This window comes from Methylobacter tundripaludum (assembly GCF_002934365.1).
GTDB lineage: Bacteria > Pseudomonadota > Gammaproteobacteria > Methylococcales > Methylomonadaceae > Methylobacter_A > Methylobacter_A tundripaludum_A.
This window is the reverse complement of the sequence record NZ_PTIY01000005.1, coordinates 214,915-239,394: the sequence shown is the minus strand read 5'-3', so window position 1 is coordinate 239,394 and position 24,480 is coordinate 214,915. Positions and strand designations below refer to the sequence as shown.

Annotated in this window: 19 protein-coding genes and 2 pseudogenes; 12 read left to right on the top strand and 9 right to left on the bottom strand. The window is 51.8% G+C overall.

Annotation, left to right across the window (positions count from 1 at the left end; all coding sequences use genetic code 11):
• The first annotated feature begins 466 nt into the window (after nt 1-466).
• Nucleotides 467-1,237 (top strand): 4-hydroxy-tetrahydrodipicolinate reductase, encoded by a 771-nt coding sequence (locus B0F88_RS08285; RefSeq protein WP_104423470.1) that lies wholly within the window; start codon nt 467-469, stop codon nt 1,235-1,237.
• Between the two features lie 228 nt (nt 1,238-1,465).
• On the opposite strand, the gene B0F88_RS08280 is transcribed toward B0F88_RS08285, so the two are convergent.
• The 3 genes from B0F88_RS08280 to B0F88_RS08270 all read right to left on the bottom strand — a co-directional run bounded on the left by B0F88_RS08280 (nt 1,466) and on the right by B0F88_RS08270 (nt 4,407).
• The gene (locus B0F88_RS08280) at nt 1,466-2,335 is read right to left on the bottom strand and encodes a universal stress protein (RefSeq protein ID WP_104423469.1); all 870 of its coding nucleotides are present in this window, start codon (nt 2,333-2,335) and stop codon (nt 1,466-1,468) included.
• A complete protein-coding gene (locus B0F88_RS08275) occupies nt 2,335-3,828 on the bottom strand; it encodes a SulP family inorganic anion transporter (RefSeq protein ID WP_104423468.1) in 1,494 nt (497 codons plus the stop codon). The genes B0F88_RS08280 and B0F88_RS08275 overlap by 1 nt, the downstream gene beginning before the upstream one ends.
• Before the next feature lie 156 nt (nt 3,829-3,984).
• The gene (locus B0F88_RS08270; protein ID WP_104423538.1) at nt 3,985-4,407 is read right to left on the bottom strand and encodes a MarR family winged helix-turn-helix transcriptional regulator; all 423 of its coding nucleotides are present in this window, start codon (nt 4,405-4,407) and stop codon (nt 3,985-3,987) included.
• A 644-nt stretch (nt 4,408-5,051) separates the two neighbouring features.
• Between B0F88_RS08270 and B0F88_RS08260 the strand changes: the two genes are divergently transcribed.
• Together B0F88_RS08260 and B0F88_RS08255 are read left to right on the top strand one after the other, a co-directional pair.
• Nucleotides 5,052-6,107, top strand: coding sequence for an FAD:protein FMN transferase (locus B0F88_RS08260; protein WP_258076599.1), 1,056 nt, complete (start codon nt 5,052-5,054; stop codon nt 6,105-6,107).
• Nucleotides 6,108-6,124: 17 nt separating this feature from the next.
• Nucleotides 6,125-8,773 carry an MMPL family transporter gene (locus B0F88_RS08255; RefSeq protein WP_104423465.1) on the top strand — a complete coding sequence of 883 codons (2,649 nt, stop codon included), beginning with the start codon at nt 6,125-6,127 and terminating at the stop codon, nt 8,771-8,773.
• A gap of 248 nt (nt 8,774-9,021) precedes the next feature.
• On the opposite strand, the pseudogene B0F88_RS08245 reads toward B0F88_RS08255, so the two are convergent.
• Nucleotides 9,022-9,303: pseudogene (locus B0F88_RS08245) on the bottom strand (Crp/Fnr family transcriptional regulator); the annotation flags it as partial.
• Between the two features lie 130 nt (nt 9,304-9,433).
• Here B0F88_RS08245 and B0F88_RS08240 point away from each other — a divergent pair.
• The 8 genes and pseudogenes from B0F88_RS08240 to B0F88_RS08205 all read left to right on the top strand — a co-directional run.
• Nucleotides 9,434-9,754, top strand: a pseudogene (locus B0F88_RS08240) (squalene--hopene cyclase); the annotation flags it as partial.
• Nucleotides 9,755-9,987: 233 nt separating this feature from the next.
• Nucleotides 9,988-10,380, top strand: a complete 393-nt coding sequence (locus B0F88_RS08235) for a DUF4398 domain-containing protein (RefSeq protein WP_258076598.1) — start codon at nt 9,988-9,990, stop codon at nt 10,378-10,380.
• Between the two features lie 18 nt (nt 10,381-10,398).
• Nucleotides 10,399-11,289, top strand: a complete 891-nt coding sequence (locus B0F88_RS08230) for an OmpA family protein (protein WP_104423462.1) — start codon at nt 10,399-10,401, stop codon at nt 11,287-11,289.
• Nucleotides 11,290-11,394: 105 nt separating this feature from the next.
• On the top strand, nt 11,395-11,535 hold the full coding sequence (locus B0F88_RS08225; protein WP_006889773.1) for a DUF3096 domain-containing protein: 141 nt from the start codon (nt 11,395-11,397) through the stop codon (nt 11,533-11,535).
• A gap of 65 nt (nt 11,536-11,600) precedes the next feature.
• Nucleotides 11,601-11,759 (top strand): DUF3309 family protein, encoded by a 159-nt coding sequence (locus tag B0F88_RS08220; protein ID WP_104423461.1) that lies wholly within the window; start codon nt 11,601-11,603, stop codon nt 11,757-11,759.
• Between the two features lie 131 nt (nt 11,760-11,890).
• Nucleotides 11,891-12,073 carry a CsbD family protein gene (locus B0F88_RS08215; protein ID WP_104423460.1) on the top strand — a complete coding sequence of 61 codons (183 nt, stop codon included), beginning with the start codon at nt 11,891-11,893 and terminating at the stop codon, nt 12,071-12,073.
• 190 nt (nt 12,074-12,263) lie between these two features.
• Complete coding sequence (locus B0F88_RS08210; RefSeq protein ID WP_104423459.1) at nt 12,264-12,413, top strand: lmo0937 family membrane protein; 150 nt, start codon at nt 12,264-12,266, stop codon at nt 12,411-12,413.
• A gap of 315 nt (nt 12,414-12,728) precedes the next feature.
• The gene (locus B0F88_RS08205; RefSeq protein WP_104423458.1) at nt 12,729-12,950 is read left to right on the top strand and encodes a hypothetical protein; all 222 of its coding nucleotides are present in this window, start codon (nt 12,729-12,731) and stop codon (nt 12,948-12,950) included.
• Between the two features lie 491 nt (nt 12,951-13,441).
• Here the strand turns inward: B0F88_RS08205 and B0F88_RS08200 are convergent, their stop codons facing one another.
• The 5 genes from B0F88_RS08200 to B0F88_RS08180 are packed head-to-tail and all read right to left on the bottom strand — an operon-like array spanning nt 13,442 to nt 15,171.
• Nucleotides 13,442-13,885, bottom strand: a complete 444-nt coding sequence (locus B0F88_RS08200) for a hypothetical protein (RefSeq protein WP_104423457.1) — start codon at nt 13,883-13,885, stop codon at nt 13,442-13,444.
• The gene (locus B0F88_RS08195) at nt 13,882-14,325 is read right to left on the bottom strand and encodes a phage holin family protein (RefSeq protein WP_104423456.1); all 444 of its coding nucleotides are present in this window, start codon (nt 14,323-14,325) and stop codon (nt 13,882-13,884) included. The genes B0F88_RS08200 and B0F88_RS08195 overlap by 4 nt, the downstream gene beginning before the upstream one ends.
• 13 nt (nt 14,326-14,338) lie before the next feature.
• Nucleotides 14,339-14,569, bottom strand: a complete 231-nt coding sequence (locus B0F88_RS08190; RefSeq protein WP_104423455.1) for a DUF883 family protein — start codon at nt 14,567-14,569, stop codon at nt 14,339-14,341.
• A 30-nt stretch (nt 14,570-14,599) separates the two neighbouring features.
• Entirely contained in the window at nt 14,600-14,842 is a 243-nt protein-coding gene (locus B0F88_RS08185; RefSeq protein WP_104423454.1) for a DUF883 family protein, read from the bottom strand.
• Nucleotides 14,843-14,856: 14 nt separating this feature from the next.
• Nucleotides 14,857-15,171 carry a BON domain-containing protein gene (locus B0F88_RS08180; RefSeq protein ID WP_104423453.1) on the bottom strand — a complete coding sequence of 105 codons (315 nt, stop codon included), beginning with the start codon at nt 15,169-15,171 and terminating at the stop codon, nt 14,857-14,859.
• Between the two features lie 667 nt (nt 15,172-15,838).
• On the opposite strand from B0F88_RS08180, the gene B0F88_RS08175 reads away from it, so the two are divergent.
• Nucleotides 15,839-24,376, top strand: coding sequence for a GH36-type glycosyl hydrolase domain-containing protein (locus tag B0F88_RS08175; protein ID WP_104423452.1), 8,538 nt, complete (start codon nt 15,839-15,841; stop codon nt 24,374-24,376).
• The last annotated feature ends 104 nt before the right edge of the window (nt 24,377-24,480 follow it).

Below are 24,480 nucleotides of genomic sequence, written 5' to 3'. Positions count from 1 at the left end.
TTGTTTCGTCCCCACGCGTCAGGTTATTACTATCAAGTTAATGGTTGCGTATTTCCAGCGGTTGGAGTGCAAGGCCTCACTGGCATTAAGTTAAGCTGTTCGTGGTGAGCCCCATTCGACAAGCTCATGACAGGCTTCGATAAACTCAGGAGAGCCTTGTCGAACCATGAATGGCTTAACGACTTGTTCCGCTCACCCTTCGACAGGCTCAGGGCGAACGGAACAAGTCTTAACTTAATGGCAGTGGTGCAAGGCCTGGGAACGCGCGCGAAAAGTTGTGTAGATAGCTATGCCCGCATGGGCCTGAGAGGTATAAATTAGTCGCTATAACCACGATTTCGTTAATGTTTTTATTTTAAATAACAGTTGATACAAAATGCTTTTCCGCAAAACTTATTTGCTCATTGCATTTTTGCGGTTGGGTTAAACGTAGTTCTGCGAGTGAATGTATCAAAGGAGATTACCATTGAACCACAAAATAAGTATCGGCCTTATCGGCTACGGCAAAACGGGCAAAGCCGTCGCCAATGTACTGAGCACGGATTCACGCTTTGAACTGTGCTGGATTGCCCGCCGCACCGTGAGTGACAACGCTCAAACGCATCCGGATACTGCTATTCCGATTATTGGGATGGCGCAACAATCGTTCGAGGCATTATTCGACCGGCAGCCGGTTGATGCGGTAGTTGATTTTTCTTCACCGGAAGCCGTCCATCGCTATGGAGAAACGGTTCGTAAACACCGAATTATGTTGGTCAGCGCGATTTCCGCTTATTCGGAAAGCGATTTGGATTATGTCCGCAGTCTTGGGCGAAATACGCGTGTCATGTGTTCGCCCAATATTACCTTGGGCGTCAATTTCCTGATGACGGCGGCCAATCTGTTGCGCAAAATAGCGCCTTTCGCCGATGTGGAAATCCTTGAGCAACATTTTAAGGAAAAACCGGAGGTTTCAGGCACGGCATTAAAGATCGCGGAAAAATTAGGCGTGGATGACGATCAAATCACTTCGTTGCGGCTCGGCGGAATTATCGGTGAGCATGAAGTTATTTTCGGCTTTCCGCACCAAACAGTCCGTCTGGTTCACTCGTCAATCAGACGCGAGGCATTCGGCACGGGCGCAGCTTTTGCGCTATCGCATTTGGCAATCTGCGATATAGGCTTTTACACTTTCGAAGACTTGCTGATACATGCGGCACGTGATTTAAAGGGTCAAATCCCGGATTTTTCATCGTAGACCCGCCGGGGGGTAAGGTGTGAAGCTGTCGTATAACAATGAGCGCAGCACTGCCATTACGCGTTGTAGGAGCGGGCCATGCCCGCGATGAAGGCGCTACAACTCTGTATCGCTCTACCGAAATATCGCGGGCGCGGCCCGCTCCTACGCTGCTGTTGTACTTAACTTAATGGCCGTGGCGTAGCGCATGGGAACAAATTTGCTGAGCGCCTGTTACGTTCCGGCCAATCAGCGCAGCAACAGCAGCGGCTTTTTGGCATTCATCAGCATTTTGGCGGTAAAGCTGCCGAGCAGCAGGTCATGAAGGCGGGTGTGGCTGAATGCGCCCATCACGATCATATCAATATCATGTTTGTCCTGATATTCACAAAGCGCTTGGTCGGGCTTGCCTTGTAATTTTTTCGTGGTCACTTCAATGCCGCCGGCATTTTTCAGTTTGCTGACAGCCGCTTCAAGCAATTGTTCGGTCGCTGCGTCATCTTTGCTGACGTTAACCAGATGGCAAGTGAGGCCTTTATAAAGCGGACTGATGGCAACCATGTCGATGGCTTTTTCTGTCGCCTTGCTGCCATCATAGGCAATCATGATGTGCTGCGGCGCTTTGAACGTGTCGTTGACTACCAAAATAGGCTTATGCAACGAGCGAATGATGGACTCAAGTTTTGCGCCTATTTTGTCCGGCCGGTTTTCATGCGCTTTGCCACGGATGCCGATGACCAGGACCCGGATGCTTTCTTCAAGCTCGATTAGCGATTCAACCAGGCTACCGTGGCGCTGGTTGCTGTCGGGGTCGGCGATGCCGGCCTGGATGACCCGATCTTTGGCGGCCTGTAGCAATAGCTTGCCTTGCTGTAGTCGCAACTTGCTGCGTTGCTGTTCGACGGCGGTCAGTTCTTCAAGCAAATGCTCCTGGCTGCCCAAGCCGATGTTGCCGGACAAGTCCAGGGTTGCGGTGGTCTCGGGATGATGGTCGATGACATGCAGCAACTTTAACGGCGCATCGACGCGTTGCGCTATCCAGGCCGCGTAATCGCAGACCGCTTCGGTCAATGACGAACCGTCGATACATGCCAGCACTCTATTGGTATTTGTGTTCATTAATGACCTCCCATGACTTTTTCAATTTCTTCCGGTTTATCGTGGATGCCGAAGCGGTCGACGATGGTGGCGGTGGCTTCGTTCATGCCGATCAACTCCACCTCCGCGCCTTCGCGGCGGAACTTGATGACGGCCTTGTCCAAGGCGGTCACCGAGGTTATATCCCAGAAGTGTGCTCGGTGTAAATCGATGACCACTTTATCGACGGCTTCCTTGAAATCGAAGGCCGCAATGAACTTGCCCGACGAATTAAAGAAGATTTGCCCGATAACGCGATAAGTCCGAATGCTGTTCGCTTCATCCAGTTCCGATTCGACATACATGAAATGGCTGATTTTGTTGGCGAAGAATAACGACGCCAGCAACACGCCGACGAAAACGCCGAACGCCAGGTTATGCGTCCAGACCACGACAATCACGGTCGCCACCATCACCACATTGGTGGACACCGGGTGTTGTTTGAGGTTGACGATGGAACTCCAGCTGAAGGTACCGATCGAGACCATGATCATCACCGAGACCAACGCGGCCATCGGGATTTTGGAAATCCATTCGTCCAGGAACACCACCATGATCAACAGAAAGCTTCCTGCGATCAAGGTGGACAAGCGTCCGCGCCCGCCGGATTTGATATTGATAACGGACTGGCCGATCATCGCGCAACCGGCCATGCCGCCGAGCAATCCGGCGCCGATATTGGCGAGGCCCTGGCCTTTGCATTCGCGGTTTTTGTCGCTGGGCGTGTCGGTCAAATCATCGATGATGGTTGCGGTCATCAACGATTCCAGCAGGCCGACGACGGCCATCGGTGCCGAATAAGGCGCAATAATTTTTAAGGTGTCCCATGTCAACGGCACCTCGGGCCAGAGAAAAATAGGCAGCGTATCGGGCAACTCGCCCATGTCGCCGACCGTGCGGATGTCCAGCTGCCAATAAATGGCGATGCCGGTCAACGCGACAATGCAGACCAGCGGCGAGGGCAGGGATTTGCCGATCACCGGGAGATACGGAAACAGGTAAATGATCGCCAGTCCGCCTGCGGTCATTGCGTAAACATGCCAAGTGACGTGGGTAAGTTCCGGCAGCTGCGCCATGAAGATCAAAATCGCCAGCGCATTGACGAAACCGGTCACCACCGAACGCGACACGAAACTCATCAGGCTGCCGAGCTTCAGGTAGCCGGAGATGATTTGCAAAACGCCGGTCAGCAGCGTTGCCGCCAATAAATATTGCAGGCCATGATCCTTGACCAGCGTCACCATCAGCAAGGCCATCGCCCCGGTCGCCGCAGAAATCATGCCCGGCCTGCCGCCGACAAACGCGGTAATCACCGCAATGCAGAATGAGGCATAGAGCCCGACTTTGGGATCGACCCCGGCGATGATGGAAAAGGCAATGGCTTCGGGAATCAGCGCAAGGGCAACGACCAGACCGGCCAACACATCGCCTCGGATGTTGCCGAGCCAGTCCTGTTTTTTCGATAAAAAGAGCATTTCAGTCCTATAAATTAAAAAGGCTATGTGGGAACACAGCCAGAGAGCATAAAAAGTTATTCAAAGATGTGAGGGGTACTAAGTCGGTCAGCTTGGTGAAAAAACAGATTATCCGCTCAGTTTTATGCATACTTTTCAATGCCCAAGCCCATTAATTCAGATAGCTTCACCCAGGCTGGATTTAATGCGTTCCAGCAGTGCGGTCATCTGTTCTCGTTCTTGTTGCGTTAAGGTTTTAAGAACCTCCGCTTCCACCGCATCGGCAATCTCCCAAAGTTCCTGCATGATGGACTGCGCCTTAGGCGTGAGTTCCAGGCGGTAAGCGCGCCGGTCTTCGACGTCTTTATTGCGCCGAACCAAGCCCGATTCCTCAAGCAAGTCGATCTGCCTTGCCAGCGTAATCGGTTTGATTTCCAGAATTTCAGCCAAGTCGATTTGGCGGCAATTTTCATTTTCAGACAAATGCACCAAGGCTCTCCATTGGGCATGAGTAAAGCCGATATTTTCGGCTTCCTTGTTAAAACGTTGACGGATAACGTGACTGATTTCGTAACTCAGAAAACCGAATTTTGAATGCATAAACAATTGAAAGCGTAGAAGCTCGTAAAAAGCGCCAAGGGAAAGAAAATAATAGATATAATAAGTAATGGGTATTATATAAAACAAGTATCTTTCCTGCAATCTACGCACATCATGCGCAACAAATAACGTGATACCTCCTCGGCAGAGGCTGATTTTGACTCGCGCCTTAGCTGTAGTGCGCTGCTGCCATTAAGTTAAGTTCAAATGGAAATACGCTGTCATTAATTTAATGGCAGTGACGTAGTGCGTGGGAATGCGGTAAACATTATGGCGACTACTCAGTGCATAGAGAAATGGAACACGGATGACGCGGATCAAGCTGATAAACTGAAATATAAAGAACTTATTTTCCCTGGCGTTACCGTTAACAGACAGATGACTGATTTGGGGAGTATTCATAGTGACTCCGAGACAGGCAAAAATGCAGCCAGAACGGTTTGCATGTCTGTTCTACTGGGACCGCAAAGGGAAAACTTATTTTTTAAAAAGCTTTAGTGTCTTTCGGATTATAATAAAGAGCGCTCTAAAGACGGCACACGCGAGCGCAGCTAGGGCGCAAAATCACGTTTGTTAACGCATATTGCGCGTTTTATGAAGTTTATTACCGATAATTTGTGATGATAAAGAAACGGCAGACATGGATGACTAACCCACGAACTATAAAAACGGCATTATCCGGCGCTTTCCCGCATCATTTTACTGCCTGCATGTTTTTAGCCATGTTGGCAGGCTGCTCGGAACCAACCATTCAAAAGCTTGAAGGCCCTGCTCAGGGTACGACTTACCATATCAGCTATTGGTCCGAATCGCCGGTGGATGATAAAGCCGTTAAAGACGCCGTCGAAAACGAATTCGCGGCCATCGATAAACTGCTGTCCAATTACCGGCCCGATTCGACTATAGAAACATTCAACAGCATAGAGAATACCGATAGCCAGGAAGTCGGCGGCGAAATCGTGTCCTTGGTTAAAATCGCGCAAGTTGTAAACCAGGCCAGCCAAGGCTGCTACGATTTAACCATTAAGCCGTTGTTCGATTTATGGGGCTTTAAGGGCAATGCGCTGACGATTCCTAAAGACTCGACTATTCTTGCCACGCTGAAGCAAATCGGCATGGAAAAACTGGAAATCGTCGATGACACGCATCTGCGCAAAAAACAGGCCGACCTGAAAGTCGATTTGTCGTCGATTGCTCAAGGCTATAGCGTGGAGCGGATCAGCAAGGTGCTGGAGCAAAAAGGCATAAGCAATTATCTGGTCGAAATAGGCGGCGAGCTGAAAACCAATGGCTACAAACCCGGCCTTCAACCTTGGCGTATCGCCGTGGAAAGGCCGTTGCCGGAAGAACGGACGATGCATAAAGTCGTTACCATGCCCAAGGATTCGCCGATGGCGGTGATGACGTCCGGCACGTACCGGCATTATTTCGATGACCAAGGCCGGCGTTACAGCCACATTCTCGATGCCCGTAACGGAAGACCGGTCGGCCATAACCTGGTTTCCGCCACCGTCCTGATCGCTGATCCGACGGTTGCCGATGCCTGGTCCACCGCGCTGTTGTGCCTGGGAGCGAAAGACGGCATGGCGGCGGCCAATATGGCTAAAATCCCCGCCCTGTTCATCGAATTGCAGGGCAGCGAACTTATTGAATCCCGAAGTGACGCGTTAAACACTTTGAACACTCTCACCCTACATTAATGCCCGAATCCTGAGTTATGACATTCCAAACCCGCAGTCACAGTATTTTTTCACGTTGGGCAAGTTTGACGCTAGGCAGGCCGTTCATGGTTCTGTCCATAGTGATTTTGCTCAGCATTTTGGCCTTGGAATACACGGCCGGCCACTTAAGCATTAATACCGATACCGCCGAACTGGTCGCGCCCGATGCGCCTTTCCAGCAAAACCGCCGCAATTTTGAAAAAGCCTTTTCGCAGGATTTGCACACGCTGTTGCTGGTGGTTGAATCGGATACGCCGGAATTGACCAAATCGGCTACTAAACGATTGCTGCGCTTGCTCAGCGCCAACAAAGAGCATTTTAATTCGGCCTATATTCCCAACGACAACGAATTTTTCCGCCAGAATGGCCTGCTTTATCTCGATACCGACGAACTGCATAACTTATCCAACAATCTGTCGCTGGCCCAACCGTTTATCGGCAGAATTGCCCAGGAACCGAATCTGACCGGCTTTTTCTCGATTTTTGAAGACGCCCTGACCAACACCGACAAGACTCAGGATGTACCTATTGATTTCACTTCGCTGGTTGATAAGGTGGCGCTGGCCTTGCATAAAACGATCAATGGCGAAAACGCGTTGATGTCATGGGAGTCGATGATTGCGGAAAAGAAAACCGATTCCAACAGCGGCTTTATTATCGTCGCGCCCAAGTTTGATTTTACGCAAATCCGTCCAGCGGAAAATGCGATTGATTCGATCCGTAAAGCCGTTGCCCAAATTCAGGACCCCAACCTGCCTGCGGTTAAAGTTTGGGTTACCGGCGAAGTCGGTCTTGAAGATGATGAGTTGTCGGGCATGAGTACCGGCACGTTTACCGCCAGTATTTTCTCCATTGTGCTGGTGCTGTTTATATTATTGGTTGCCTATCGTTCTGTTTTGCTTACCTCCGCCACGTTGATGACGCTGGCCTTGGGCATGCTTTTTTGCGGAGCGTTCGCGGCTTTTTCGGTAAAAGAATTAAACCTGATTTCAGTGGCTTTTGCGGTATCCAATATCGGCTTGGGCGTGGAATATGCGATCCATTTTTGTCTGCGCTATCGCGACAATCTGATTCATCACATTCATAAAGAGCTGGCGCTACGCAGCACATTAATGAGCACGGCGCCATCGTTATTACTGTGTGCGGGAACCACGTCGATCGGGCTTTATGCTTTTATACCGACCGATTACAAAGGCGTATCCGAACTTGGCCTGCTGGCGGGCACCAGTCTGTTTATCTGCCTGTTAATTACCTTGATTGTCCTGCCGGCGCTGTTGAAAATCATGCCTGCTCCGGCAAAGTCCCAGATTAACGGAACGCGGAACGGACTTGAGAAATTGTCGAAAAAACTGGCGATCTTGCCGCTGCATTATGCCAAACCGATTTCCATCGCAACCTTTGCCATCGCCGTTATTTCCATCGTTTTGACCTTCAACGTGAAGACCGATTTCAATCCGATTAACCTTCGCGACCCTAACACCGAATCGGTTATTGCGTTTAAAAATCTGATGAAAGGCAAGGAAACCACGCCGATGACCTTGACCGTTCTGGCCAAGGATGAGAACAGCGCCAAAGCCTTGGAGCAAAAGCTTTCGGCCTTGGCTTCGGTCGATAAAACCGTCAGTCTTTTCGATTTTGAACCCACCGGGCAGGGCGACAAACTGGCCGTGATAGAGGAAATGGGCTTGATGCTGGGGGCGCAAACGCAAAATTTTCCCGCGCTCAAAAACGATACCGATCCTGTACCCGGCATTAAGCGCCTGATAAAAGCCATCGACACTATCCTGCCTCAAAAAACCGATGCTCATGAACGCACCGCGTTAAGCAATTTTAAAAAAGAATTGCAGGATATTTTGATCGAACTTGATGCGCGGCAGCAAACCAGTCGACGCCTGTTCATTGACAAAATCCAGACCACGCTGCTCGGTACCTTGCCGAGTCTCATGAACGAACTATCGGACAGCTTCAATGCCAAGGAAGTCACTCTGGCCGACCTGCCTGCCGACATCAAGGACAAATGGCTGAGCAAGAACGGCTCGTACCGTATCCAGATATTTCCCAAGAAAGACCTGAACGATTTAACCAGCCTGGAAGAGTTTATTACCGAAGTGCAATCCGTCGCGCCTGAGACCACCGACTTGCCGATCATGTATTGGGAATCGATGAAGGAAGTTATCTCCGCTTTCCAGGAAGCCATTGTGATTGCGCTGATCACTATCGCGCTGCTGTTGTTTGCGATCAGGCGCAATGTTCTCGATACCGCGTTGGTCATGACGCCGCTGATATTGGCCGGGCTGTTTACGATGGCGAGTGCGGTTCTGACCAATACGCCGATTAATTTCGCCAACATCATCGCCTTGCCGCTGTTACTGGGGCTAGGCGTCGATAACGGCATCCATATGGTTGAGAAGCTGCATCATTCTATGTCCGAAGAGCAGAATATCTATCAATCCAGCACGGCCAGGGCCATGTTTTACGGCGCGTTGACCACCGCCTCCAGTTTCGCCGGATTGGCGTTCTCGCCGCATCAGGGCATCGCCAGCATGGGTTTGATTATCACCATGGGCATATTCTGGATTATGGTTTGTACGTTTATTATTCTTCCGGCGCTGAGTAAATTGGTGTTGAGAGTTGAAGATAAATAGGCGGGATGCAACAAACATAGTTCACAGCATCAATCCGAAACGAACAGATACCCTGCCTTATCGGGGATATAGTATCTGCCGCGAACGACTTGCATGGATGCAGGAACGATTGCTGAGGCGGGGCAATATTCACGGAGCAATACGCGGAAATCTCCGAAGATATTTACGATGAAATTGACAGCGTTGAATAGCCGGGTAAATATGTCAAACATCCTGAATACGGCGACATTACCTAATTTGACGGCCGCTTAATGATTCGCTTCTAAGCCGTTCACTCTTTTTTGTAAAGGACTATACGAGGTTAATGGTGTGCGCCGGGGAGAGAAGAGCAGGCGATCAAGCTCTGCTTTGACCACTTCGTAGCATTCACAGGCCCGTGTCTGCAATCCCCGCCTATCCAGTATCGTGATGCGTCCCCGGCGGTACTCAATCAATCCGGCTTGCTGCAATTTACCGGCTGCCTCTGTGACGCCTTCGCGGCGCACTCCGAGCATATTGGCGATCAATTCCTGAGTCGTCATCAACTCGTGCAGTGTTCCGCCGCCACATTCCTCGGAATAGTTGAATTTCTTCAACGCGATTCGCACACCCGGCAAGCTCTCAATTCTGCGTTGAATTGGCTGGCGGCTAAGCAGTTGAAGGAACGAGCCGGGCGACTGGCGGAACCGGGGCGGGTGGGGAGAGGACAATGACAGCTATTACGACACCAGGAATCGCGGTGAATTCCATACCGGCACATCATTCCATACCGCGCTGGCATTGTTGGTATTATTGTCGGCTGGTGAAGCCGGCAGCCCTGAAGTCGAAGCCGGGGTCAATTATCTGCTGAAAAACCAGCAGTCTGACGGGTTTTGGGGTGACGAAAGCTTCAATGCGCCCGGCTTCCCCAAGGTGTTTTATCTGAAATACCACGGTTACGATAAATTCTTCCCGCTCTGGGCGTTAGGCCGCTACCGTAATGAGCGCCTCGCCGCAGTGTAACTGGATCCGGTCGGCATCATTCAATTTCCGCAGTGTAGCGCTTATGTACGCTAGCGCACTGTGCGCGTCTGCGGAAAGGTATCTAATTAACGCCGATGGCTCTCAGAATCGGCTGTTTCCCCTCCCCAATAGACTCACCCGGATTTCGGTATAGAAAGTGGAAGTCGCTGCAATGTAATACCTAATTCATTGTAACGATTGTGTTCGGCATTTAACTCAAAGGATAACAAATCATGAAAAAAACAGACCTCCTCAGATCGTTTCAAATGATGCGCGGCATCGGTGTAAGCGCGGCTGTTGCAATCTTTATAGCCGGTTGTGCGAGCATTCCCGCACCCACAGAACAGATGGCCGTTTCCAAGGTCGCAGTCAGCAATGCAACCAGTGCTGGAGGCAATGAGTTTACACCTCAGGCGCTTAAATCCGCGATGGAAAAAATGGATGCTGCCGAGCGGGCCATGACGGAGCAAGATTATTTGCGCGCCCGGCAATTGGCGGAACAAGCTCAGGTCGATGCTCAACTGGCTGCGGTAACGGCGCGTTCAGCCAAGGCACAGAAAGCAGCGCAAGAATTGCAGGAAGGTAACCGCGTGCTGCAACAAGAAATCGAACGTAACGCCCAATAATCATCAATGGAGCTCATTATGCAAAATAATAAATATTTCCCCATGACCCTGATCGCTGTCGCGATTGTTTCCGGTTGCAGTTCGATGCCGAAAAACTCATCCCTCACCGAAGCGCATAACAGTTACAACAATGCACGAACCAATCCCGAAGTCACGAATCTGGCAGCGGTCGAATTGAAAACAGCCGACGATTCCCTGAACAAGGCGGATTATGCCTTAAGCGAAGGTGAAAGCGATGATACCGTTGAGCATCTGGCCTACTTAGCCAAGCAGCAAGTGGCAATCGCCGAGGAAACCGCCAAGCGGAAAGCCGCTGAATCAGCGGTCGCCAACGCCGCCGCCAAACGCAACGCGGTCCGCCTTGATGCGAGAACGGCTGAAGCCGATGCGGCTAAACAGCAGGCGGCCTATGCGCAGCAAACCGTCGACCGTCAAGCTACCGAATTGGCGGTTGCCGGCGCCAATTCGGAGCGTGACCAAGCCATTATTGCTCAACAGGAAATGCTGCTCAAAGAGTTGAATGCCAAGAAAACCGAGCGCGGCCTGGTGATTACGCTAAGCGGCGACGTATTGTTTCGCACCAACAAGGCGCAGCTGCAAGCAGGCGGTCTGCGTAATGTGCAAAAATTGGCTGACTTCCTCAATCAATACCCGCAATACAAGGTGTTGGTTGAAGGTCACACCGATAGCATCGGCAGTAACAGCGCCAATCAGGCGCTGTCTGACCGACGCGCCTATGCCGTGCGGACGGCTTTGAACGACATGGGGATCAGCGGTGACCGCATCAGGACGCGCGGTTATGCCGATGCGTATCCGGTTGCGGGCAACAACACGGCGGCCGGTCGGCAATTGAACCGCCGCGTGGAAATAATCCTCTCCGACGCAAACGGCGACATTGTCCCACGTTAGGTATATTGACCATCCGGCGATGACGTTTTTGTGTTCGATACCGTACAGACTTTGTTCAATCTTGCCCATAAACTTTTATTTGATTTAACTTGAAGGATAACTCCGATGAATATTGCAATCGAACCCTTACTGGCATTGGTAATAGGCATATTAATTTTGCTGGTTCCGAGGTTTTTAAATTATTTCGTAGCCGTGTATTTAATCGTTGTGGGTATTTTGGGGTTAACGCACCATACCCTTACGTGAATGGCGATCTCACGGTCTCAGGCCGCGCCGTTTAGTCACGTTCTTTTTCAAACAGGAGCACTATCATGTCAATTGGCACAATCTTACTCATCATTCTTATTCTTATGCTTGTTGGCGTCCTGCCAACCTGGCCACATAGCCGGCAGTGGGGTTATGGTCCCACCGGTGGATTTGGGCTGGTGCTGATCATCTTACTGGTGTTGGTGTTATTGGGCATCATCTAGCCCCTGAGAAAATACTTAATCTATGTGCGCTGCCGTACCGACCCCATTCAGTTTTACATGTATTGTTTTAATGGAGCGTTGGAAAACATCATTCCACGTTTCAATTTGAACTAACACATCAGGAGACAGTCATGAACAAAGATCAAATAAAAGGCCGAGTCGAAGAAGCTAAAGGTAAAGTCAAGGAAGCCGCCGGCGTGTTGCTGGACGACGAGGGTATGGAGGTGGAAGGAAATATTCAAAAGGTCGTCGGCAAGGTCCAGAAGGGCTTTGGTGATCTCAAGGAAGATATCAAGGATAAACTTGACGATTAATACGAGAGCTGCTGCGTTGTACAGCCAAGTTGGACGGCTGTACGACTGCAACGGGATGCGATTTTAATAGGAGATGAACTTGAACTTGCCGTTGATTGGGCGAGCATCGCTTTGACTTTCGGCAATACTTCATCTGTTTGTCTGTGCGTTATATCGCCGTCAATTGACGGCCTCTTACGGAGAAGAACAAATGTTAGAAACTCTTGCAATCCTCTTAGTCATCCTCTGGATACTGGGTTTGGTCTCCTCATACACACTGGGGGGATTTATTCACATTCTGTTGGTTATCGCGATTATCGTGATCGTGTTGCGCGTCATTCAAGGCCGACGTGTCCTGTAACCATACTGGATGAATTTATGCCGCATGGTGTCGGCCTGAGCGATTCCGCTAGGCTCAGACGGTCTGGAGTACGCATCAAACCGTTCCCACGCTTCAGAGAGTGTGAAAGTACTGTGTAAACCGACTCAAAAATAGTTTTATATTTTTTAATGTATTGCTTTTTAAAGAAGCGTTGGAGTGCAAATCCAGGTTTGCACTCCACATTCTTAACACTTTGACACTCTCTTCAGTTTGGGAACCGGCACATTGGAAGCAACCGGTTTTATAGTAAGCGCCGCTTACTTAAGGGCATCATATATATTTAGGAGAGACAAGATGGGCGCAGTCAAGATTATGGCAATCGTACTGATTATAGCCGGCCTGTTAGGGCTGGTGTACGGTCAATTCAGCTACACACGGGAAACGCAGGAAGCCAAGTTAGGCCCGTTAGAGCTGACGGTTAAAGACACTGAGACAGTCAATGTTCCGGTCTGGGCCGGTGTGACGGCGGTAGCGGCAGGCGGCGCACTCCTGCTTTTTGCGAGCAGGAAGAGCTAGAGCTGAAGAGGCTGTAACACATCTGAAAGCCGCGCAATAACTTTAGCGTCACAAGGGGCGGCGGCAAATATAGCCCGCCGTTCAATGATCTCAGATATGGCAAGACCACGTTAGATGCCGACAGATCATCATAGCTCTTTAAGTCATGTCGATGTGCTGGTGAAACCAGCGTGAACAGCGTTGTTCAACTTAACTCCAGACAAAAAGTTACGGTTATGTGCGGCAACGTACAGAAAAATATTGACAATTTTATATTATTAACTGACTGAAAATAGTAGCTATTCGATAGATAGCATCTGGGTTCCAGGTGAGCCGTTTTACGAAAGCGTTGAAAGATTTAACTATCCTCCTCCATTAGGAACTCTATGATGCCCCCATTAAAGATCAGGAGGGCATTTTTTTTGTCCAATTGATTAGCTGTGTTCCGGGCTTTGGAGAATTGATTCGGATACCGAAACAGGCAATACAATGTGGGAGGTTGAAAAGCAATGCTATTGCCTCGATCTTCGGCGCACACCCGTTGCCTTGGAAGCCGCCATCGGATGGGATTGATATTCGGGCGCTTGACCTGCTACACCGGGCTGAAAGTAGGATTTGATTATCCAGGCCAGCGGCAAAGCCGTGTATAAAGTTCGAGCCGAAGTTACAAGGTTCAGTGCGATTTTCAAGGGTGTAGTTTCGGTCGCCTCAAGCTTATTGATAGTGCCGCGGACTTTGGATGTCCGAGGCTTGGTGAGTTCGCCAATAATAAATCCTATGCCGCCCGCCAGCAGCAAAGTAGCTGGAGCGGTCATCTGTTGATGTATCTTCCGAATCAATATAGTGGTGCGGATACCGATCTTTTGTTGACGATCCAACACCTGTCGTTCGGCATCCTTGATTTGAGCCGTCAAAGACTTGGATTTACTCCGGTTTAAAAGGTAGGCCGCCTTCATGATTTTTCCTTGTCATGCGGCTCTGGGGATAAGAGCCTAAGACTGCGGAGAGTTGCGGGAAATTGTAGATAATGGCTTTTGCGGCGTATCACGCCGCATAGAAGCAGTGCTAGCAGTAAATTGAAAGCGACGGCAAGCAGTATCGCGCTACCCGCCGCCACACCGCCATGCTCGATTAGCCACAACACGGCGGCCGCGAGGAGTCCCAGCCACGCGCTGCTCAGCAAGAGGGCGACGATGATCCCCGCTACTATCATAGCCACCACGCTTTCCCCGGCCCGCCGCGTTTCCAGAGCGGCGAGCCGGAAGCGATCATGGCTTAGCCCACGTAACTCCTGCCATAACGACTGGGCATCTTCCAGCACACCGGAATCTTTCCTCGGGTCGGCGCAGGTTGTAGTTTGTCCCGGAGTATCATTATTTACGGCGTTCGTACCCATAATGTTTGCCGGTCTAACGACCGCTTAGCAGCCGGCTCAACAGAAAGCCTGCCGCTACAGCGATACCCATCGACGTTGCCGGGTTGTTTTGAATATAACTGCGGCAATCGTTCATCATTTGTTGCTCGGCATTTTTCAGTTGCTCAGTTTTTTCGCCCAGTGCTTCTACTGTCTGGTTACTCGCACCGGCTATCTTATCGACAACCTCATGTGCGGAATTGGATGCTTTGTCTATAGTTTCCATGATGTCTTCCTCTCAGTTTTGAACGGCTTGTCATTCGGGTTTACGGCGATTGTTTAACAGACGGCTCAGCAGAAAACCGCCCGCTACGGCGATACCTATTGAGGTGATGGGGTTGTCGCGGACATAACCGCGGCAATTTTTCATCAAGTGTTGCTCGGCATTTTGCAGTTGCTCACCTTTTTCACCCAGCGCTTCGACGGCCTGATGGGTTGCGCTAGCGATATTATCGAAAGTTTCATGTGCCAGATTAGCTGCTTTGTCGGTGATTTCCATGATGGTTTCCTGGTTTATTTGAGACGCATGTCATTTTTGACGGATTCCACGCCTTTGACGCTACGGGCAATTTCGACCGCTTTGTTAATATCGGCTTTGGAGTTCACGAAGCCGCTCAATTGAACGACGCCTTTGAAGGTTTCAACATTGATCTCACCCGATCTCAGGTTGGGCTCATCAAATAACATTGCTTTGACCTTGGTGGTGATGACGCTGTCGTCAACATATTCTCCGGTTCCCTCATGCTTTTCCGTCGATGCGCAACCTGCGGCAGTCAGTAACGTCAAGGCCAAAAGAAATGCGGAAAAAAATTTAATTAGGTATTTCATGATTGAATCTCCGGTTAATTGATAATTTCAGTAGGCTGAAGCAGCCCGATGAAAATCATCGAAAGGCTTCAGGGGCAAACGGTCTGCCGAGATAAGCTTTACTTGCAATCAGATACCGCTTCGGCAACCGATTACAGGCCTCGTGCCGAATGCTCGACAGGAACCTTAAAGACACTTTAGCCGAGAAATTTGCTGTAGTCGGTACGGTAGAGCACATACCGGAACTGTGGATACTACGCTGTAATAGGGAAACTATATTCCTTCAATTCGGAAATCAGGGGGGTATTCGTCTTTAAAATTGAAATGGTCCAGATCATCAATTGACCCCATAAGCCGCAGTAAGGCAAGCAAGTGGCAAGGTCATGGCAGCCTGGCAGCGAGCGGTTTTATGTGCGTTACCGTACCGACGGCGTTAAATGTTGCGAGTAGACTGCTGCTTAGTGACTGAAACGACGAGCAACTGACTTGTCACAAAACAGATTCTTTGTCGATTTCATCGTCATTTAGTCTTCGGGTTTATTTTAGTTCTGTCAGGCTGTACTCAATCTCCTGCCGATGCATGGCATATGCACTTCCCGCCCAATTATCGTTCATTGTTTTCGTAGCCGAGCGGACTGCAAAAAAGGAGTAAAGCTTGACCGAGCGCGGTCAAAACAAGGGAGTACAGATGATTAAATTACGCGGACATAGACAGAAACCCAGGCTTGCGGCTCCGGGCGGTGAGGATGAACCCATCCGGTTTGAGTTATTTAGCAACGAACGTCTGGAACAGCATGCCGTTAGTTTAGCGAAAGCGCAAAAAGCCGAAGTTCATCCTGACGGACTCAAGCTGATGCCCAGGGTGCGAGAGAATTCCAGGGTGCTGTTTGATGCTTATCAAACTATAGGCAAGGCGGCGCGCGAACATCGGGCTATTACACCGGCCGCAGAATGGCTGTTAGACAATTTTCATGTGATTGAAGAGCAGATCAATGACATTAATCTCTATCTGCCCGAAAAATTTTACAAACAATTACCCAAGTTGACCGACGGCTTCCTTGCCGGTTATCCGCGCGTCTACGGCATTGCCTGGGCTCTTGTCGCTCATACCGATAGCCGATTTTCTCCTGAGCAGCTGGCTTGTTTCATGCGTGCGTATCAGCAAGTTCAACCGCTCAGCATCGGTGAGCTTTGGGCGCTGCCGATCTCGCTACGCATAGTGATGATCGAGAATTTGCGTCGACTGGCGTTGAAAATCATGCGTTCACAAGCAGGCCGGCAGTTGGCTGATGAGTTTATTGACCAGGCCGACCAGCCCGATTTTTCGCCGCGGACAGAGGTTTTGCCCGCCGAGCCTTTGCGCCAGGCCTTTGCGGTACAGCTGGTACAACGCTTGCACGAGCCGCATCCGGGGACACCGCCTGCACTCGATTTTTTGAATCGATGGCTGGGCGAACAGGGCGTCACGCTGGATGAAGTCGTGCATCGTGAACACGCCGTCCAGATTGCTGCAAACCTGACTGTACGCAATATTATTACCAGTATGCGCACCATCTCCGCGTTTGACTGGCCGCAATTCGTCGAAGATTCGAGTCTGGTGGATAAATGCCTGAGCACTCATCCGGTTTACAGCGCAATGGATTTTCTCACCCGTGACCGTTACCGTCATGCGATTGAAGATCTTGCCAAACGTTCGCCTTATTCCGAGGTGGAAATAGCGGCTAAAGTTATCGACAAGCTTGATCGTGCCGGTAAAGAATCCGGCGCTGACCAGAAAATACATGAACCAGGCTACTACTTGATCGGTCCCGGTCGGGGCGAGTTCGAACAAGAGGTCGGCTTTAATCCTACTTTCTATCAAAAGCTCCTGCGTGCTTATATCAAACATGCGACTTTTGCTTATCTTGGCAGCCTCGGGCTGTGCACGCTGATCTTGTTGGCGCTGCCTTTGGGCGCCGCTTTCGAGGCTGAACTGGGCGGTTTCTCTGTCGCCCTGATTACACTGCTGGCTTTATTTCCCGCTTCGGACATTGCTACGGGCTTGGTCAATCGATTGGTCATTGCCGTGGTGCCGCCACGCCATTTACCCAGACTTGAACTGAAGGACGGCATCCCCGATACGTTACGCACTTTTGTGGTGGTGCCGACGATGTTTGTCAGCGAGCAGAACGTGAAAAAACAAATCGATGAAATGGAGGTTCACTATTTGTCCAACCCGGCCGGCGATGCCCGTTTTGCCCTGTTATCCGATTGGGTGGATGCGGATCAGGAAACCCTGCCGGAAGAGGCTTTGCTGCTCCGCGTCGCCATTGACGGGGTGGACGCACTTAACGCCAAGTACGGGGAGCAGCGTTTTTTCCTGTATCACCGTAAACGTGTCTGGAATCCAGGCGAGAACACATGGATGGGCTGGGAACGCAAGCGCGGCAAGCTGCATGAGTTTAATCGTCTGCTGCGCGGAGCACAGGATACGTCCTTTATGCCGACTCATGGACAGCCTGCGTTTGCTCCGCCGGATGTCCGTTATGTTATTACGCTGGATGCCGACACCAAACTGCCTATCGACTCCATTCGGCAATTGGTGGGTACGGCCGCCCATCCGCTCAATTGGCCGGTTCTGGACCCGGTTACGCGTTGCGTCGTCAGAGGCTACAGCATTCTCCAGCCTAGAGTCACGCCGACCCTCCCGCAAAGACGGGAACACTCGTTGTTTCATCAGCTTTTTTCCGGCGCGTGCGGCATGGACGCCTATTCGACCTCCGTGTCCGAAGTCTATCAGGATCTGTTTGAGCTGGGGTCGTACAGCGGCAAGGGTTTGTATGAGGTCGACACATTTGAAGCCGCTTTGGCCGGGCGCGTTCCTGAAAACACCTTGCTCAGTCATGATTTGTTCGAGAGTGTGTTCGCCCGCTGTGCGTTTGTCAGCGATATTGAGTTGTATGAAGAATTTCCATCCCATACGGAAGTAGCCGCGTCTCGCTCACACCGCTGGGCGCGCGGCGATTGGCAGCTATTGCCCTGGATTTTTGGTCCTCTCGGCAAAGGCATGCCGCTGATTGGACGCTGGAAAATGCTGGATAATTTACGCCGGACTTTTTCAGCGCCGGGCGCATTTCTTACCCTGTTGGCGGCTTGGACTATTCCGAATGCGCCGCAAGGGATGTTGATCGGAATAGTGTTGATAGCCTTAGCCGTTCCCGCCTTACTGGCTATCGCTGCCGGAATGCGGCTTCGCACCGATATTCCGCTGCGTAACCAGTTGCGCGTCACGGCAGAAAATGTATTTATGGGCTTGAGTCATAGCCTGATTACGTTAGCCATGCTGGCTCAACAGTCTTGGTTGATGACCGACGCGATCGTAAGCACCTTGGTACGGCTGTTTATCACCCGGCGGAAATTGCTCAGGTGGGTCACTGCGCTGCAAGCGAAGACATTGGCCGGGCATGCTTTGGGGAACCTTATTAGGCCGCTGGCTAGCGTGACTATCGTGGTCGTTTGCGCCGCTACGTTAGTGCTGCTGTTCAATTCCGCTTCGATAGCGGTTGCCGCGCCATTTTTGTTGTTGTGGTTACTGTCTCCTGTTATTGCCCATATCCTGAGTTTGCCGCCGAGACTGGACCCGGCTGAGTCATTACTGCCTGACGATGCGTTGCAGTTACGCCAAGTCGCCAGGCGTACCTGGCGGTTTTTTACCACCTTCGTAACGGAGCGGGAAAATTATCTGCCGCCGGATAATTTTCAGGAAGATCCCGCCCCGGTGATTGCCCATCGCAGTTCGCCGACAAATTTCGGCCTCTATCTGTTGTCCGTGCTTGCCGCGCATGATTTCGGCTGGCTGGGTCTGATCGATACGGTTGACCGGCTGGAAGCGACCTTGAACACGCTGAACAAGATGTCGCGACTGCATGGACATTTTTACAACTGGTATGACACGCAGACTCTGCACCCTCTGGAACCCAGGTATGTATCGACCGTAGACAGCGGCAATTTGGCAGGACATTTATTGGTACTTATCCAGGGATGTAAGGAGCTGACGCAACATCCGCATGCGGTTTCCGTCGTGTTAGACGGAATTGCCGATACCCACAGACTGCTGTTGTCGGCGCTGGCCAAAATCAACGATGACCGGCGCATGCTGATAGTGACACAGGAGGATCTACAGAAAACTGCGGACAAACTGGGCGGTTTGTTGGCGTGTAACCCTGTCAACCATGAAGACTGGCTGCGTTTGTGGCGGCAAATTACCCTATGCGCCGACGGCCTGTTGGATCTGGCGCGGACTTACGCCGCCGAGCGTGGCGAACTGATGGATGACAGCGAAGTGTTGGCTTGGGCTACGCTGCTGCACGCTGACATTCATTCTCACGAGCGCGACATCGAAAACCTAGGCTCGTCGATACATTTTCGGCTTCCCCTTGGCGACCCTGCGCAACCCGAAGCCCAACGCTGGACAGTATTGACCCGTCGGCTGGATGCGTTGGCGGAACAGGCGCATCAATTATTTGTCGAGATGGATTTCCGTTTCCTCTATGATCTGAACCGGCACTTGTTTTCATTGGGATACCGCGTTGACGACGGTATTATCGATGACAGCTATTACGATCTGCTCGCCTCGGAAGCGCGCCTGACCAGCTTAATCGCCATCGCCAAGCGGGAAGTGCCGAGCACGCACTGGTTTCACTTAGGGCGTCGGGTGACACGCACCGCGAACGGCACGGTGTTGTTGTCCTGGTCCGGCTCGATGTTTGAATACCTGATGCCGTCGCTGGTGACGTATACGCCGCGCTACAGCCTGCTCGACCAGGCTTGCCGCCTGTCCGTGCAAAGCCAGATTGAATACGGCAAGGAACGCAAGGTGCCGTGGGGCGTTTCCGAATCGGCGTTTAACGGCCGCGATCGTTGGTTTACTTATCAGTACTCCGCATTCGGCGTACCCGGTCTGGGCATGAAGCGGGGACTCGCCTTCGATTTGGTTATCGCCCCTTATGCCACCGCTTTGGCGGCGATGTACCACACTCATGCTGCTACGGTAAATTTTGAAAGCCTGGAAAAACTTGGCGCATTGGGTCGTTACGGCTTTTTCGAAGCGCTCGATTTCACCCCGATCCGGCTTGCCGAACATCAAAAAGTGGCGTTTGTGCGCTGCTATATGGCGCATCATCAAGGCATGTCGTTGGTGGCTTTGGCTAATGTCGTATACGATGGCGTCATGCGCCGCCGATTCCATAGCACACCGATCATTCAGGGAGCCGAAATGCTGCTGCAGGAGCGGGTTCCTCAAGGTGCTGACAGCGCCATTCCTGACTTCACCCAAGCCGAAGCCGAAGTAAAAGAAATAGTCCAGCCCGCAGTGCGCCGCGAACCTTCGCCGATGTCCCTGGTACCCTCGGCGCAGTTACTTTCCAATGGCCGGTACGCGGTGATGATCACCGCCGCCGGATCGGGTTACAGTGTTTGTGAAAAGCTGGCGGTAACCCGCTGGCGTGAAGATGTGACCCGCGACTGTTGGGGCAGTTATATCTATTTGCGCAATTTGGCAGACGGCAGGGTTTGGTCGGCAGGATACCAGCCGACGGCTGCGGTTCCCGATCGATACGAAGTGGTTTTTCTCGAAGACCGGGTGCGCATCTCCCGCGAAGACGGGACTATAGCCAGTCACCTGGAAATCATTGTGTCACCGGAAGATGACGCGGAAATCAGGTGTTTGAGTTTGACCAATAACGGCTCGCATACACAGGAAATAGAGGTGACCTCCTATTCGGAAATTGTATTGGCGCCGCCTACGGCTGATAGCGCTCATCCGGCATTTTCAAATTTATTCATACAGACCGAATTTCTGCCGCAGGCATGCGGATTGATCGCGCAACGGCGGCCTCGGGCAGGCAACGATCCGCGAATTTGGGCGGCTCATGTGCTGGCGTGTAACGACCTCGGTGCAGGATTGCAATATGAAACCGACCGGGTAAAATTTTGCGGCCGCGGGCAAACGCTACGCGCGCCTGCCGCGGTGGTTGATGGCCGCCCGCTCAGCAATACGGTCGGCGCGGTGCTCGATCCGATTTTCAGTCTGCGTACACGGGTCGGCATCGAACCGGGCGCGACGGTTCATCTGACATTTACCACCTTGGTCGCCCCGTCGCGGGAGGTGGTTGAAGATTTAGCCGATAAGTATCACAACGCGGCTACGTTTAACCGGGTTTCCGATCTTGCCTGGACGCATGCGCAAATCCAATTACGTCATCTACGCATCAAGCCTGATGAGGCCCAGTTATTTCAATCCTTGGCTAATCGATTGCTCTACGCCGATTCTTCACTGCGGGCGAACGGCAAGCTGATGCAACTGAACACATTAAATGTTACCGGTTTATGGCGGCTTAGTATTTCCGGTGATCGTCCGATTGTATTGCTGCGGTTAGCGTCGATAGAAGACAGGGCTATTGCCGATCAGTTATTGCGCGCCCATGAATATTGGCGCATGAAATGTCTGTCCGTCGATTTGGTGATTTTGAATGAAAAAGAAATTACCTATAGCAATGAGTTGCAGACCTTATTGGAAGGCATGGTTCGGGAAAATCAAGCCTTTACAGCGCTTCACGAGTACGGTGGGTATGGCGATATTTTTGTGCTGCGCGCCGATCAGCTCACGGAGGAGGAGAGCGTGCTGTTGCAAACCTCGGCCCGCGCCGTGCTGTTGAGCACTCGCGGCACCTTGGCTGAGCAATTGACGCGGCATCCGAAGCCTACGCCGGATTTTATCCAAGCCAAAGTCTTGTCTGCGCCCGATGTTGACAGGAATGAGCCGTTAATCGCCACTGCGGATCTCGAATATTTCAACGGCTTGGGCGGATTTGCCGACGACGGGCGCGAATATGTGATCGTGCTGGGCAAAGGGCAATGGACGCCGGCGCCCTGGATTAACGTGATCGCCAATGCTGAATTCGGGTTTACTGTTTCTGAACTGGGCGGCGGTTGCACCTGGAGCCTGAACAGCCGCATGAACCAGTTGACGCCTTGGTCGAACGATCCGGTCAGCGATCCTCCCGGCGAAGTATTTTATATACAGGACGACGAGACAGGCGATTTGTGGACGCCGACGGCGCTGCCGATTCGAGTCGATAACGCCGGCTATGTGATTCGGCACGGCCAGGGTTACAGCCGTTTCGAGCATGCTTCCCACGGGATTCACAGTGAGCTGCTGCAATTTGTAAGCTCGGACGATCCGGTCAAGATTTCAACGTTAACCTTGAAAAACAATTCAGGCCGCCCGCGCAAACTGTCGGTTACAGCCTATGTTGAATGGGTGCTAGGCGCATCCCGCACCAACACTGCGCCTTATATTGTGACCGAGTTGGATCAGGCGACCGGAGCCTTGTTTGCTTACAACCATTTGGATATGGATTTCGGTCGGCGCATTGCTTTTGTCGACCTTGCCGGCCTACAAACGGCCTGGACTTGCAACCGGACTGAATTTATCGGCCGTAACGGCAGCTTGGATGCGCCGATAGCCTTGACTCGATCCAGGCCGCTTAAAAATCGCGTTGGAGCGGGGCTTGATCCTTGCGCCGCAATGACGGCACAGGTAGAACTTGCAATCGATCAAAGCATCGAGCTTGTGTTCCTGTTCGGGCAGGGCAGCGACCGCGAACATGCCGGTGAGTTGGTCAAACGTTATCGGGCTGCTGACATTCAACAAACCTTCACCAGCGTGAAACAATCTTGGGACAAGACGCTCAGGAAGATTCAGGTGAAAACACCGGACAGAGGTCTGGACTTGATGTTGAACGGTTGGCTGCTGTATCAAACCCTGAGCTGTCGAATGTGGGCGCGAGCCGCATTTTATCAGGCGGGTGGAGCTTTCGGTTTTCGCGATCAATTACAGGACTGCATGGCGCTTGCGGTAGCCCGGCCCGATCTTGTCCGCGCTCATATCCTCCGTGCGGCGACGCATCAGTTTGTCGAGGGCGATGTGCAGCATTGGTGGCACCCGCCTTCCAATCGCGGCGTGCGCACCCATTTTTCCGATGACCTTATCTGGCTGCCGTATGTGGTGTCTCACTATGTCAAAGTGAGCGGCGACAGGGCTGTGCTCGACGAAATAACGCCGTTCCTGGCAGGGCCTGTGCTTGAACCGGAACAGGAAGACGCCTATTTCGAGCCGGCTCCATCGGAGCAACAAGCCAGCCTGTTTGAGCACTGTGCGCGAACGCTGGATTTAAGTTTAAAAACCGGCGCACACGGCTTGCCGTTGATGGGCAGCGGCGACTGGAACGACGGTATGAACCGGGTGGGGCATTTGGGCAAAGGCGAGAGCGTTTGGCTCGCCTGGTTCCTGATCGCTACGTTGTCGGAATTTGCCGATGTGGCGGAATTGCGCGGAGATGCCGAACGCGCGGTACGTTGGCGCGAACACGTAATCAAGCTAAAAATCGCCGTCGAAGCTGAAGGCTGGGATGTGTCCTGGTACCGGCGCGCCTATTACGATGACGGGACGCCGCTTGGGTCCGCTGCCAACGCCGAGTGCCGCATCGATTCGCTGGCTCAAAGTTGGGGGGTTATTTCCGGCGCCGCCGACCCAGAGCGGGCGCGGCAGGCGATGAATTCGGCCAGGGAGTATCTGATACGGTATGGCGACGACCTGGTGTTGCTGTTTACGCCGCCCTTCGATAAAACCCTGCTGGATCCCGGTTACATCAAAGGCTATTTGCCGGGGGTACGGGAAAACGGCGGGCAATACACCCATGCGGCGGTCTGGTGCGTTATCGCCTATGCGATGCTCGGAGACGGCGATCAGGCAGTCGATCTTCTGCATATGCTGAACCCTATCAATCGCACCGCTAACCGGGCCGGCGTCTATGCCTACAAAGTCGAGCCTTATGTGATAGCGGCGGATATTTATGCCGTACCTCCGCATGTGCGGCGCGGCGGTTGGACCTGGTACACCGGCGCTGCGGGATGGTTTTACCGTGCGGGTATTGAATGGCTGTTGGGTTTGAATATCCGCGCCGGCAAAATGCATTTCAATCCTTGCATTCCGCGTGACTGGCGCAGTTACAGCTTAAGTTATCAACACGAAGAAACTCATTACGACATTACCGTCAACAATCCTGACGGCGTATCGAAGGGTATCGTATTGATCGAGTTGGACGGCGTTGCGCAAACGGCGAGTGACGGTATTCCGCTGTTGCATGACGGACAAAATCACCAGGTGTTGGTGGTCATGGGCTAGTTCTCGTTACCGCGCACAGCGTGGCGACGAGGGAATTTATCTTGAATTAGTGCTTCGCAGTGATGGATACTAACAGCACCCCATTTTGATAGACTGAATATCGT